Origin of the sequence: Micromonospora sp. NPDC005215, assembly GCF_040607915.1 — a bacterium.
Lineage (GTDB): Bacteria > Actinomycetota > Actinomycetes > Mycobacteriales > Micromonosporaceae > Micromonospora.
In genome coordinates, this window is the sequence record NZ_JBEXHQ010000001.1 from 262,710 (window position 1) to 275,667 (window position 12,958).

The 12,958-nt window shown below is 68.6% G+C and carries 9 protein-coding genes; 2 read left to right on the top strand and 7 right to left on the bottom strand.

The window, feature by feature from the left end:
• Positions 1-8 precede the first annotated feature (8 nt).
• From ABZU25_RS01275 to ABZU25_RS01290, 4 genes are all read right to left on the bottom strand, one after another.
• A complete protein-coding gene (locus tag ABZU25_RS01275) occupies positions 9-2,876 on the bottom strand; it encodes a hypothetical protein (RefSeq protein WP_355027305.1) in 2,868 nt (955 codons plus the stop codon).
• A gap of 163 nt (positions 2,877-3,039) precedes the next feature.
• Positions 3,040-3,960, bottom strand: coding sequence for a sigma-70 family RNA polymerase sigma factor (locus ABZU25_RS01280; protein ID WP_355027306.1), 921 nt, complete (start codon positions 3,958-3,960; stop codon positions 3,040-3,042).
• 4 nt (positions 3,961-3,964) lie between these two features.
• Positions 3,965-4,645, bottom strand: coding sequence for an NAD(P)H-binding protein (locus ABZU25_RS01285; protein ID WP_355027307.1), 681 nt, complete (start codon positions 4,643-4,645; stop codon positions 3,965-3,967).
• 214 nt (positions 4,646-4,859) lie between these two features.
• On the bottom strand, positions 4,860-5,087 hold the full coding sequence (locus ABZU25_RS01290) for a winged helix-turn-helix domain-containing protein (protein ID WP_355027308.1): 228 nt from the start codon (positions 5,085-5,087) through the stop codon (positions 4,860-4,862).
• 456 nt (positions 5,088-5,543) lie between these two features.
• On the opposite strand from ABZU25_RS01290, the gene ABZU25_RS01295 reads away from it, so the two are divergent.
• On the top strand, positions 5,544-5,801 hold the full coding sequence (locus tag ABZU25_RS01295) for a hypothetical protein (protein WP_355027309.1): 258 nt from the start codon (positions 5,544-5,546) through the stop codon (positions 5,799-5,801).
• Positions 5,802-5,808: 7 nt separating this feature from the next.
• Here ABZU25_RS01295 and ABZU25_RS01300 read toward each other — a convergent pair whose 3' ends face one another.
• Entirely contained in the window at positions 5,809-6,381 is a 573-nt protein-coding gene (locus tag ABZU25_RS01300) for a TetR/AcrR family transcriptional regulator (RefSeq protein WP_355027310.1), read from the bottom strand.
• An 88-nt stretch (positions 6,382-6,469) separates the two neighbouring features.
• Here ABZU25_RS01300 and ABZU25_RS01305 point away from each other — a divergent pair, with 88 nt between their 5' ends.
• A complete protein-coding gene (locus ABZU25_RS01305; RefSeq protein WP_355027311.1) occupies positions 6,470-6,841 on the top strand; it encodes a DUF4267 domain-containing protein in 372 nt (123 codons plus the stop codon).
• A gap of 125 nt (positions 6,842-6,966) precedes the next feature.
• Here ABZU25_RS01305 and ABZU25_RS01310 read toward each other — a convergent pair whose 3' ends face one another.
• Together ABZU25_RS01310 and ABZU25_RS01315 are read right to left on the bottom strand one after the other, a co-directional pair.
• Complete coding sequence (locus ABZU25_RS01310; protein WP_355027312.1) at positions 6,967-7,662, bottom strand: hypothetical protein; 696 nt, start codon at positions 7,660-7,662, stop codon at positions 6,967-6,969.
• Positions 7,663-7,979: 317 nt separating this feature from the next.
• Positions 7,980-12,911: a carbohydrate-binding protein gene (locus ABZU25_RS01315; RefSeq protein WP_355027313.1), complete on the bottom strand. Its 4,932-nt coding sequence runs from the start codon at positions 12,909-12,911 to the stop codon at positions 7,980-7,982.
• Positions 12,912-12,958 lie beyond the last annotated feature (47 nt).

A 12,958-nucleotide genomic window follows, 5' to 3' on the forward strand; every position in this document is an offset into this window, starting at 1 on the left:
GCCCCGGGTCAGACCGAATTGACCACGAAAGAGTAGTTGGTCGTGTCGGTCCACACGCCGTCGGTAGTGCGTCCGCGCACCCTCATTGTGTGCCAGCTCGCCGAGCTGGGCGTGTAGCTTGCGCTGGCGACTCCGGCGGCATTCGCCGCCACCAGCACCGCCGGCTCGTCGTCGACGGCGTACTCGAACTCCAGCACGCCCGGAGCGCCCTGGGTGAAGGTGAAGTCACCCGGCACGCCGACGCCGCCGCTCCACTGGTCGGTCGGGTACGTCGCTGAGGACACGAGCGGCGCGGTGCCGACCAGGAACGGGTAGTCCGTCTGTGGGGTGTATTCCCCCGCCTCGGTGCGGCCCCGCACCGAGAAGACGTTCGCGCCGTTGCGGTCCATTGTCAGCGAGATGTCGGTGTACATCGAGTGGGGAGTCTTCGGCACGCTCTGCCAGGCGCCGCCGTTGAGCTGGTACTCGAAGGTCGTCACCTCGCCGATCTCGGTGTCAAGGCTGAACGTGCCCGTCGCGCCGAGCCCGCCGATGGCCGCGTACTCGTTGTAGGCGCTGAACACCTCCACCCGGGAATCGCGTACCCGGAAGTAGTACCGCCGCTCCGCGCTGACAGTGCCGTCAGCCGCCCGGCTGGAGACCGTTAGCAGCGTGTACCCGGGGTGCGGCGGCGTGATCTCGACAGTGGCCCGGCCGTCGGGGCCAGCGGCCACGACCTGCTCTTCGCCGGTGTAGTCCAGCAGGTAGCGGTACTCCACCACGTCGGAGCGGCCCGGGTTGAAGGTGAACTGGCCTGGCTGGCCTGGCTGGCCGGCGGAGCCGCTCTCGGGGTACGCGCTGGACGTCACCACCGGTGCGTCACTGACCTCGAAGAGGTAGGTCCGCGTCGGCGAGAAGGACCCGTTCAGGAAACGCGTCCGCACCGCCAGCGTGTTGCTGCCGGAGCGGTCCGGGGCGAGGGTCAGCTGAGCCTCGTTGTCCACCTGGTCGAGGACCTGCTCGGCCCCGTCGTTGTACCGGTACAGGAAGACGTCCACGTCCGGCATCGCGGTGCTGATGTGGAACTCACCGGGAATGCCCACGCCGCCCCACGCCCCGTACTCGTAATAGGTCTGGGAGTAGACGGTCGGCTTCGTGTCGATGATGTTGAACTCGTACTGGACAATCTCCGAGACGGTGCCGTCGGCGCTGATGCTGCGCACCATGAACGTGTGCCAGCCCGGCGCGGTCGGTGTCCAGCTGAGCACCGCGGTGCCGTCCGCTGCCGCGTCGATGCGTTGCATCTCGCCGTAGAGCAACCCGTACTCGTACGCCACCACCCCGGCCCGGCCGGGTCGGAAGGTGAAGCTGCCCGGACGACCCACCACACCGTTGTGGTCGGGGAAGGCGAAGTCGGCCGACTCCACGAGCGGGGTGTCGCGGACCCGCACATCCTCGGTGGACGCGCCGACGAACTCGGTGCCGACGTAACTGCGCACCTCAAGCCTGATGACACCGGCCTCCGGGAACGTCACCGGAACCTCGGTGGTGCCATCGGTGCTCGCCGGGACCCTGATCTCGTCGCCACCACCGATCCGGTAGCCGAACTCGGTGACCCCATCGACGTTTGTCGAGATCGCCAGTTGACTCGGCAGGCCGACTCCCCCGACCGTCACCTGCACCTGCGGCGCCGTGGATCGCACGACGAACTGGTATTCGGTCACCTGGGAGGAGTTCGACGCGCTGTCCACACTGCGCACGCTCAGCGCCTCGTTGTAGAAGGTGGGCGTGTATTCGAGCGTGACGACCGCGCCGGGTCTGGGCGCGGGAAGGTAGTTGTACGTCTCGCCGTAGCGCCCCCAGTAGTAGCCGACCACGTCTGGCGACCCGTTCGCCGTGAAGACGAAAGTGCCAGGCACTCCGGGACCGCCGTGGGGTTGGCCGTCATCCGGGTATTTCGTCGAGGTGACAACGGGCGGTGCCGGCCGCTGCGTGTCCACCTTCACATAGCACGGTGGAGCCCACTTCGAGTAGTCCTGACCGTCGTAGGCACGGGCGGTCCACGCCACAACGGTCCCGTGCGGGTACTGCGACATCTCCCAGGGGACCTTGGCGAGGGTGTCTCCGTAACTCGAGCCAAGCTGCTCGGTCCGCTGGTCCTCGTGGCCGACGGGCCAGGCGGCGAACTGCCCGTTGATGAGCGAATCACCGCTGTCCGCATCCGCGCCCCGGAGCATGAAGGTGTAGCTGCGCGGTCCGACCGCCTGCGGGTTCTTCTTGGTGCCGCAGGACCAGGACGGCCATTCGAGCCCGATCTGCGCGATGGTCGGGGCGTTGTTGACGTCGCTGCGAATCACCGGAAAGGGGTGGAGCTTACGGCCGTGCGACAGCTTGCCCTCGTCGCCGTGCGGCACGGCGATCTCGACGGTCAGGGTCTGCTTGTCCTGATCGGCCAGCCTCTGCAGAGTTGGCATGATGTCCCAGACCAGATAGCCGGGACAGGTGGCCGAGCCGCCGGCCAGGATGGTGCCGATGAGTTCACGCCGGCGCGGCTCCGACTCCCAACTCGTCGTCGCCTTGATCGGATCGGTGCGCCAAAGCTGGACGGGCTGAGCCGTCGCGCAGTCGGCAGCCGACCGCTCTCCGATAATCAGGTCGGCCCGGTGGACAATGGCCTTTCGAAAACGCGAGACGTCGAAGGTGAAATAGGACCGCGACCTGTGCGTCTTGCCGCGCGCATCTGCCCAGGCGCCGATCGGCGCGTCTCCGGCACTGTCGACGAACGACTTTTTCGGTAGATATGAGTCTGTGTAGGCCCAGCCGGACTTTCGCAGGTCCAACTGCTCATCGGCCTGCGCCGGATTGGCGGTGACAGTGACCAGGCTCGCACCGAGCATGATCCCGATTGATGCGGCAAGCATTCTTCGTACGCGCACGACCATTGTGTCCCCCCGGACGAGATTGGCGCGCCTCGCCATCTCATCCGCGAGCGTACCGATACGCGTCACGCGCTCACGTCCCGAAATCGCGCTGTGTCGGCGACCGGACGGTATAAGCAGATCACCTCGGCTTCCCGAAATCGGGGGTGTCCGGGGCAAATTGATGCCGCGGTTTCACGGAAACCGAATCGATCATCAGCTTGTCCGGATCAAGAATCATGTCGATGGTGGCGATGCGATCGCCGCGAACGGTGAAGCCCACGACGGCGATGGGCTTGCCGCCCCGGTCCCGGGCGACGACACCGGCAACCCCGTTGACCAGAGCCGGAGCGCAGAGGCGCGCGAACCGTGGCCCAGCGTCGGCGGCGCGGCCGGCCACGGCGCGCCCGCCGGTGAGCACGGCAGGCGCGAGCCGCGCACGGCGTCCGTTGTCGGAGCGGAACACCACGTCGGGGTCCAGCAGTGCCAGCAGGGCGTCGAAGTCACCGGCGCGGGCGGCGGCCAGAAACGCGTCGACGACACGTCGCTGGGCGGCCAGACCGGCCCGGGGCTGCGGGGCGTGCTCGCGCAGACGCCGCCGGGCGCGGCTGGCCAACTGCCTGGTGGCCGCCGGCGTACGACCCACGACAGTGGCCACCTGATCGAATGGCATACCGAACATGTCGTGCAGCACCACCGCGAGCCGCTCGGCGGGCTCAAGGCTGTCCAGCACCACAAGCAACGCGATGCCGACCGCGTCGGTGTGCAGGCTGGCTTCCTCCGGATCACCGTACTCGCTGACCAGCGGCTCCCAGGTCGCGCTCAACTGCTCGCGGCGCGCCTGCCGAGCCCGCAGCATGTCGATGCACACCCGGCCGACAAGCGTGGTCAGCCACGCCGCGGGGTTGATGATCGCGGCCGGATCGGCCCGCGTGGTACGCAGCCACGCCTCCTGCAACGCGTCGTCGACCTCCGTCCGCGAACCCAACAGCCGGTAGGCGACGGCCCGCAGACGCTGGCGGTGCTGCGCGAACTGCTCGGCGAACCACTGCTTGTCGTCCATCCGCTTATTTCCCGAACGCTTCCCGCCGCAGCATCGCCAACAGCGTCGGCGCGCCCTCGGCGGTGGTGACAGCGACGGTCCGGGCGATCCAGGCAGTGTCGGTGGCCTGGGCCAGCAGACAGGCCGCCAGATCCGCGCGACTGGTGAAGACACCGTCGGAGCGATCCTCGGAGAGCCGGTAGCGAGTGACGCTGTCGCTGTCGAACAGCCCGGACGGTCGCACGATTGTCCAGTCGAGGTCGCTGGTCCGCACCAACTTCTCCATGGCGCGCATGTCGTCGTAGGTGGACTTGCCGATCGTGGCGGTGACAAGCGGCTGGATGACCCGGTTGAGGAAGAAACCACCCTCGGCGTGATGGTGTGGCTCGGTGGCGCTGGAACTGACCACGACGAGCCTCCGCAGACCCTCCCGGCGCATCGCGGCCAGGACCCTGGCGGTGCTGCGGCTGTAGAGCGTCACCGGTTGCCGGGTGAACGGCGTTCCCAGCGTCGACAGCACCACGTCGGCACCGCCCACCGGGGCATCCGTTGTGACATCAGCGGCCACCACCTCCAGGCCGGGGCCACTGACCGGGAACGACTGCGGCTGCCGGGTCACCGCCCGTACGTCATGGCCGGCGTCCAACGCCTGCTGTACCAGGCGACGACCCGTGCCCCCATTCGCGCCGAGAACGACGATACGCATCCGGTGTGCTCCCTCCCGCTGTGGCTTTCGACAGGAACGTCGATCCGCGCGGGTCGCCTGTGACAAACCGCAGGTCAGCGCGGGTCGCGCCGGAACCGGTTACCGCTCGGGCCGCGCCGTTCTCGGGACCACCCATCGGGACGCCACGGGCCGCCATCCGGGCAGCCCGCCGCGTCGACGTCTGGTCAGGAGGGTTCGGGCCTGGCAGCCGCGATCAACGCCGACGGGACTCAGCGACGAAGACGCCGCGACCTGGACGGCCGACCAGCACACCCTGCTTCCTCAGCGTCGCCACCGCCCGGCTGATCGTGGACTGCGAGACGTCGTACTCATCTGCCAACACCCGCCCAGACGGAAGCTGGGAACCGGGCGGATAAGTCCCACCCTTGATCTTGCCTAGGAGATCGTCGAGCAGCTCATCCATTGTGGGCGGGATAGGCATCTGGAGCCCCTTGCAGTCGGTTGGCTCGCCCAGTATTGATCAGCCGCTTCGACGCAGGCAACGCATGTAGCGCGAGTGACGTAAGTGGGTAGATGACTCGGAGACATCCTTGACGTAGGTGACTCAGTATCGGTAGCGTCGCTCTCGGTGATGCGGTGCTGCTGCGGTCGGTTGGCGCCTCTCGTACCGGTCTCGCATCGCCGCCGAGACCTTCACCCGCCGCGCTCCCCCGGCGCGGCCTGCTGCCGTACCTCCGGAACGGCCGCAGGGCGGGGCAGTCTCCGTCGACCGCAACCGGCGGAGACCGCCCCTGGACGTCGATCCCATCCGACGAAGGGCAGTCACCGTGCGCAACCTGATCCGTCGGGTGCCGAACCCACCTGAGGAGCCACGCCCGACGAAAAGTGCGAGAAGAGCCGCCGCAGCCCGGCAGATCCACGAACAGGGCCGCCACCGATGAGCGGCCGTTGGGTGATCCACCTGCCGATCACCGCGCCGGACCTGCTGCGTGCCCGGATCTTCGCGCGTACCGCCGCACGGGTGTTGGTCCGACTCAGCGCGCGGGTCGAGCCGGGCGGGGTGACCGTGTCGGCGGAGGACCAGCAGGGCGTACGACATTGGGTGTTCTGTGATCGACCACTGCCCGGCGGCGCGCGGTGCGCCCTGCCGGTCGACCACCTCGCGCCGTGCGCGCGACGGCTCCGTCAGCCGTGACCGGCGATCACCGGGAGAAGCAACGCACCAGCACCGCGAGCCGCCGATCCTGGTCGGCGCGGCGGAGCCGGCCGCTGCGCATCAGCGTGACCAGCCCGTGCAGGCCGCTCCAGAACGTCTCGGTGACTGCCTCCAGGTCGTCGTCACCGGCGACCGGGCGCACCGCGTCGGCCAGCTCGGCGAAGCCGCGGGCCAGGTCGGTCGGGACGCCCTGGCTGGCGAACGGCAGGTCCACGGCGAGGGTGAACATCGCGTCGTAGAGGGCGGGCCGCTGTTCGGCGAAGGCGGTGTACGCCGCCGCGACGTCGGCGACCGCTTGGCGGGGATCGGCGGCCGAGGCCCGCGCTGACGCCAGCGCGGTGGCCAGCTCGGCGAAGCCCTCGACGGCGACCGCCGCCATGATGGCGTCCTTGCCCTTGAAGTGGCTGTAGAGGACGGGCTGACTGTATTCGATCTCGGCGGCGAGCCGCCGGGTGGTGACCGCCTCCCAGCCTTCCGCCAAGGCCAGGTCACGCGCAGCGGCGATGATCGCCTGCTCCCGTTCCGCCCGCTCGCGCTCCCGGCGCGCTCCAGTTGCCATGCCACGGATTCTAGCACTGCTAGCGTTCCTGTCATTGCTCTGCTAGCGTCGCTCATATATCTAGCAGCGCTAGCAATTGGAGCGGACCATGTTGTCACCCCTCGCCTACGGGCTCGCCGTCGTGCTCAGCCTCTTCGTCGTCTTCATCGGTGCGCGGTTCCTGCTGGTGCCCCAGGCAGCGGCGGCGGGTTATGGCGTTCCGGCCCGGCCGGACGGCGATCCCGCCTACCTGACGGTCAAGGGCTTGAAGGACCTCACCTTCGGGCTGATCGGCCTCGCCCTGATCGCCTTCACCACTGCCGACGCGGTCGCGTGGTTCATGCTGATCGTCGCGCTCGTCCCGCTGGGCGACACCGTCATCGTGCTCCGCAACGGCGGAACGAAGGCCGTAGCCTTCGGCATCCACCTCGCCACCGCCGGCGTAATCCTCCTGGACGCCGCCCTCCTGTTCGCCCTGTAACCCCGCACACCCCAACCAGCCCACGGTGATCAAGAGGTTTGCGTCATCGACAGGCCGATCGGTGACGCAAACCTCTTGATCACCTGGTCGGGGTCAGGGGGTCAGGGGGTCAGGGGGTCAGGGGGTCAGGGGGTGGGGGGTGGGCAGCGGTCGGGGAGTTGGACCTCGCCGGGGTGGTGGTCGAAGGTGTTCAAGGTGAACCACTCGTCCAGCTCTGGGTCGAAGAGGTTCTGTAGGCCGAACTGGAGCACCTGCCACCACCGGGTCGAGTCCTGCTGGTCGACGTAGATGTCGCCGAGCGCGAGCGGGAACCGGAAGAACTCCCCCGGCACGGTGGAACCTCCGACGACCCCGACCCGCCAGTGGTCGACGCGCCGGTCCTTCTCCCCCTGCAGGATCTCCGGCCCCACGTAGCGGGCGGTCTTCAGCTTGTCGTTGAAGATCTGCCGGTTGAAGAACCCCGGAATTTTGCTGCACGGGCGCGGCGGGAACAGCGGGATGTTCGGCCACTTGTAGGTGAGGGTGTAGAGCGTGTTCTCGTAGATCAGGTTCGTGAACCAGATCGGGTCCTCCGGGCCGCCGGCGACCATCTGACTGTTGCCGTCCCGGCCCTGCCAGGTGAACGGCACATCGATGCCGAGGTCCCGCACGATGTACCGGCCGGTGCCCCGAAAGTCCGCGGGGAGCAGCGGCGGGCGCGGCTCGCGCGTGTCGGGGGCGGTAGGGCCGTCGGCCTGGGCCGCGCGGGGCAGCGGCGCCGCCGCCGGACCCGGCGCGACCACCCCGAGGGCGAACAGGGCGCCGGCCACCGCCGAAACCACAGTCCGACGTGTACGCCTCGAAACCATCAACCCTCCGCAATGTGCCAACAGGGCGGACGCTCCGACATCACGCCTGCCTCCGGCGAAGCGTATGAGCAGGCCAAGCGATGGAATGGCGGATCGCATCGGCTCCATCGGAAGGGTGAAACACCCCCGGGGTTGCCGTGATCGACTCGGTCTCCTGAAAGTCGCGGTGTCCGGGGCAGGTTGATGCCCCGCCTTCCGGACAGCCGAGTTGATCAGCGTGCGGCCCGCGAGGCGGACAGCGCACCGGCCCGGGACCAAAGCGGTCCCGGGCCGGCGTTGCGCGAACCTGACTACTTGATCAGCTTCCAGGGGCCGTTCCTGTCACCCGGCTCCTGGCCGCGGGTCCACCACTTCGCCTCGTAGACGTGACCCTTGAAAGTCACCCGGTCTCCCGCGTTGTAGACCTTGGTGAGCGTCCAGGCCGCCGGGCTGTTGTCCGGCGGGGTCGGGGCGATCTCCTCCCAGGAGCCGTTGCGGTCGCCCGGCTTCTGGTTGCGGGTGTACCACTGGGCCCGCCACTTCCTACCGTCGTACATCGCGAAGTCACCCGCGTTGAAGATCCGCGACGCGGTCCAGATCGCCGTACCGTCCTCGGTCATGGCAATTTCCTGCCACGCGCCGTTGGCGTCGGCGCCCGGCTTCTGGTTCTTCGTGTACCAGGAGGCCCGGAAGATCCGCCCCTGGTAGGTGATCCGGTCCCCGTCGTTGTAGACAGTCGACGAACTCCACTCCGCCGGCACGTTCACCGTCAGGGTGGCGGTGGCCTGCACCGCCGTGAGGTGGTCGTCGCCCGCGTACGACGCGGTCAGCGTGTGCTGGCCGCCCGCGAGGCCCACCGGGAGGGTGAACGTCGCGACGCCGTTGGTCACCGTGGTCGAGCCGCGGACGGTCGTACCCTCGCGCAACTCGACAGCACCGGTGACCGGCGTGCTGCCGGCCGTGACCTGCACGGTCACCGTCGCCGCGGTGCCCCAGTTGGTCGGGACGGCGGTGACGGTCATCGCCGGGACCTGCTTGGCGGTACCGAACACGGCCGGCTGGGCCACCGCCTCGCCGCCGTCGGCGCTCCTGGCGGAGACGATCCAGCCGTACGAGGTGCCCGGCAGGAGCTTGTCCCAGGTCGCCGTGGCCACCCCGTTCGATGTCACCTCGTCGGTGCCGATCGTGCCGGACGGCACGTACGCGGCGAGCGAGTCGGTGCTGAACGACGTCTTGCGGGTGCTGAGGTCCACCGGCAGCGTCAGGTTGTCCTCCGAGCCGTTGTACCGCGGCTTGGTCTGGCTGCCGTCCTGGCGGATGTCGTACTCGGTCGCCCCGAAGTTCTTCAGGAACGGCGAGTACGTGTCGATGTGCATCTCGGCCCGGTCCACGTCGAACTGGAGCAGACGCAGGAAGCTCGCCCCGAACTGCAACCGGTCGGTGGCCTTGTGGTCCGGCTTGCCGTCACCGTTGACGTCGATGGTGCCGTCGGCGGCGACCTGCTTCGGCCACAACTCGCCAGCGGTGACACTGTAGAACTGGTAGTCGGCGAGCAGCTCGACGACGTCGTGGCTGACGGTGACGCCGATCTTCGACTTCAGGTTGGTGCCGACGCCGTGCTCGTGACCGGCGAGGACCAGGAAGACGTTCGCGTTGGTCTCGACGACCTGTTTGAAGAGCGGCGAGCCGTCCGGCGCGGAGAAGTCCGCACCCCGACCGTCGGGGTTGGCCGACGGCTTCAGGTAGTCGTGGGAGAGCAGGATCCCGTTGCGGTCCTTGTACCGCTTGAAGATCGAGTCAGCCCACTTGGCCTCGGCCGGCGTCACCCCGTACGACAGGCCGACCGCGACGAAGTCCAGGCCACCGGCCGAGAAGAGCAGGTAGTTGTTCTGGTTGTCCTTGCCCGGCACGACGGACCCGTCGGCCTTTGTCACCTCGTCCCACGCGTGGTATTCGGTGCCCTTCGGCCACGACTTCGCCGTCCCGTAGTACCGGTCGGCACTGAAGGTCCGGCTGAACCGGGACGTGGGGCCCGTCTCGGCGCCCAACTGGTCGTCGTGGTTACCCGCGATCACCTGGTTGACGACACCGTTGTCGTCGAGGATCTTCTGGAAACCCGAGGCGGTGGCCAGTTCCTTCTCCACCTGCTCGTGCAGACCCGGCCGCTTCAGCGAACCGTCCGGGTTGGTGGCCAGCGGGTCGTAGTAGTCGTTCTCGATGACGTCGCCGGTGTGCGCGGCGTACGCGATCTTGCGGCTGGCCGAGTTGTCGGCGATCCACTGCATCTGGTCCCGGTACGCGGCCGACCAGATGGCCTGCTCCTCGACCGTCTCGACGTCGGAGGGCTCGGCCTTCCCGTCGAAGTCGTCGTAGGTGCCGCCGGCCGCACCCTCGGTGACGTACTGGGTGTCGGTGAAGTGCGCCAGCGAGAAGTCGTACGACTCGGGGTCCTCGAAGCGGTCCTTGTCGTTCTGCGCCGACGCGTCGTGCGGGGACAGATCGTCCGCGAACGGGTCTTCGCCGGTGACAAGCACGTGGACGATCCCACCGTCGCGGTAGCCGGCCTCCGCCTGAGCGGTCAGGACGGTGTCCTGCCCGGCCTGCCCCCGCGAACTGGTCAGTGCCACCCACTTCCTGGTGGCCGGGTTCCACGCCCGCAGCGCCACGATCCGGGCCGGGTCGATGGTGCCCGACCAGCGCAGCGTCGGCTCCTGCCTGGTCGCCCCCAGCGGCAGGTCGTACCGCTGGAAGACCACCGCGCGGCTGGACGCGGTGTCGATGGTCGCGCCGTCGAGCGGACGCAGCGAGGTGACGTCCACGCTCCTGTCGTGCTGGACGTCGAGCGTGGTCGGCACGTCGGCCGCCTCACCCTGGTAGCCGCCGGTCGGCAGGACCACGTCCGCCTTGGTGAAGGTGGCGGTCAGCCCCACACCCTCCGCACCGGGAATCCGGGCGGACAGTTCGGCCGAGAGCGGGTCGGTGCCCTTGACTGTCGAGTTCAGCGCGGTCGGGACGTCCGGGATGCTGGCGCTGCTGAACCGCACCTCGCGGGTGGCGGTGTTTCCGAGCGCGTCGGTCGCCGTCAACACGATCGTGTGCGAGCCGGCCGGCAGGCCGTGACCGATCTGGTCACCCTGCTTGACGGGCGCGCCGTCCAGCGTGAGGACCGGCGTACCGGCCACGCCCGTGGCGTCCTTGACCTTGACGTTGAGCGCGACGGTCGAGGTCAGCCGCTGCCCGGCCGCCGGGACACTGCTCTCGATCTCCGGGGCGGTGTTGTCGGTGGTGAAGCGCCGCGTCGAGGTCTTGTCCCCGACGACCGCCCGGATGGTGTGCGCGCCGTCCGGGATCGTCGTCGTGTCCACGTCCGCGCGCTTGCCCAGCGCCGGCAGCGCCGAGCCGTCCGGCGCTGTGACGTCGAACAGGACCATCTTGGTCAGTACCGCGTTGTAGCTGCTGCCACAGGTGCCGTCACCGAGGTACGTGGTCACCTGGGAACCGGGCGGGTAGCTCCCCGAGCCGATGGTGACAGTCGTCTGCGCGACGGAGCGGGTCAGCTGGGTCGCCTTCGCACCGGTCGGCAGCAGTTGGAAGTCCCGCAGGGTGAAGTCGTCGAAGTTGTCGCAACCGCCCGGCTTGGCGCTGCCGTGGTCGTTGCCCGCGACGAACTCGACGGTGTTGACGCCGGGCACCAGCCACTCGTTCGGGAAGGCGAGGTCGGCGACCTCCTTCTCCCACATGCCGATCTCCAGCGGGATGCCGTTGATCAGCGCCTTGTTGTCGTAGCCATTGTCGCTGCCGTTGCCGCCGACGAACACCTTCAGGTGCGCGTCGCCCCCGCTGCCGAGGGTGTCGACGGTACGCGTCGTCGGCGCGCCGTCGACGGTGAAGTGGAACTCCGCGTCCTTGTTGGCCGCGCAGGTCCCGTCGCCCAACGGCAACGACGCGGCGGTCGTCTCCGTCTTCGTCACTGTCGTGCCGCTTGTGGTGACGAGGTACGTGGTGCCGGCCGTCACCGTGCCCGCCGTGCTCAGCGCGAGGGTCGTCGCCTCCCGGGTGAGCGTGAAGTCGTCGTGGTTGGCGCAGGTCGCCCCGCCCACTGTGCCGTTGTAGTCACCGGTCCGGATCTCGACGACGTTGTCTCCGAGGTGCAGGAACCGGGTGGGGAACGCCAGCTTGACGGCCTCGGCGCCGGTGGCGCCGTAGTCACCGCCGACGTCGACCCGGTGCCCGTTGACAAGCGCGTAGTTCTGGTAGCGGGCCTCGATCGAGTTGCCGGCCGCGACGGTGAGGCCGAGGGTGGCGGTGCCGGTGGCCAGCGTCTCCGCGTTCTCGGCGGGCTTGTCGTCGATGGCGAGCGACTCAACGTGCTCCTTGCCGCCGCTGGGCAGCGCGGCGATCACCGGTCGGGTGCCGCGTACGCGGGCGCCGTCGCCGGGAGTCACCGCCGCCGCGCCGGCCGGGGCGTTGTTGACGTCGACAGTGACGGACGTCTTCGCGCCCGACTGGGTGGTCGCGCTGACGGTGTGCGTACCGGTGCTGAGCTTGGTGGTGTCGAGGTCGGTACGCAGGCCGGACGTGCTGCCCGGCTCGCCCGAGATGACGAAGGTCAGGTCCTGGTTGAGCAGCTTCGCCGAGCTGCCGCAGGTGCCGTCACCGAAGCTGTAGCTGAACAGGTTCTGCTCGCCGTCGGCGACCACGCCGAGCAGGCTGAGACTGATGCTGCTCAGCGCGTAGTCGTCGTAGTTGGGGCAGCGACCACCCTCACCGTTTGGCAACTCCTCGTAACCCACTGCGGTCCTGGTGGTCGAGTCGACCCAGTTGGCTCCGGTGTGGACGGTGACCGTGTTGGCCCCCGGTTGCAACCAGTCACCCGGAAAGTCGAGGGTGCCGGCCTGCCCGCCGGGGATGTCCGGGAGGTAGACGCGGTCCGCCTCGGCGGTGTGGGCGTTGACTGTGACGTAGTTGCGGTAGCGGGCCTCGGTGCCGTTGCCACCCATCTCGAACGCGAAGTGGGCGGTGCCGGCGGTCCGGTCGGCGTCGATCTTGTCGCCGTCGACAGCGAGGGTCGTCACGGAGTCGTTCTCGGTGACCGGTTCGACGACGACGGGGACTTCACCTTCGAGGTTCTGCCCGTCGGTCAGGTTGATCAGCGGCGCGTTACCGCTGGTCGGGACCGTCTGCGCTCCGGCCAGGGTGGGGCCGAAGGCCGTCGCCGGCCCGGCAATGAGGACGAGCGCCACCGCGGACAGGAGTCCGCGTGTTCGCTTCCTACGCGCACGTGGTGCAT

What these genes read in the sequence shown, in the direction of transcription:
- ABZU25_RS01275 (WP_355027305.1), bottom strand. Translation starts at nt 2,876, where the DNA reads ATGCTCGGTGCGAGCCTGGTCACTGTCACCGCCAATCCGGCGCAGGCC.
- ABZU25_RS01280 (WP_355027306.1), bottom strand. Translation starts at nt 3,960, where the DNA reads ATGGACGACAAGCAGTGGTTCGCCGAGCAGTTCGCGCAGCACCGCCAG.
- ABZU25_RS01285 (WP_355027307.1), bottom strand. Translation starts at nt 4,645, where the DNA reads ATGCGTATCGTCGTTCTCGGCGCGAATGGGGGCACGGGTCGTCGCCTG.
- ABZU25_RS01290 (WP_355027308.1), bottom strand. Translation starts at nt 5,087, where the DNA reads ATGCCTATCCCGCCCACAATGGATGAGCTGCTCGACGATCTCCTAGGC.
- ABZU25_RS01295 (WP_355027309.1), top strand. Translation starts at nt 5,544, where the DNA reads ATGAGCGGCCGTTGGGTGATCCACCTGCCGATCACCGCGCCGGACCTG.
- ABZU25_RS01300 (WP_355027310.1), bottom strand. Translation starts at nt 6,381, where the DNA reads ATGGCAACTGGAGCGCGCCGGGAGCGCGAGCGGGCGGAACGGGAGCAG.
- ABZU25_RS01305 (WP_355027311.1), top strand. Translation starts at nt 6,470, where the DNA reads ATGTTGTCACCCCTCGCCTACGGGCTCGCCGTCGTGCTCAGCCTCTTC.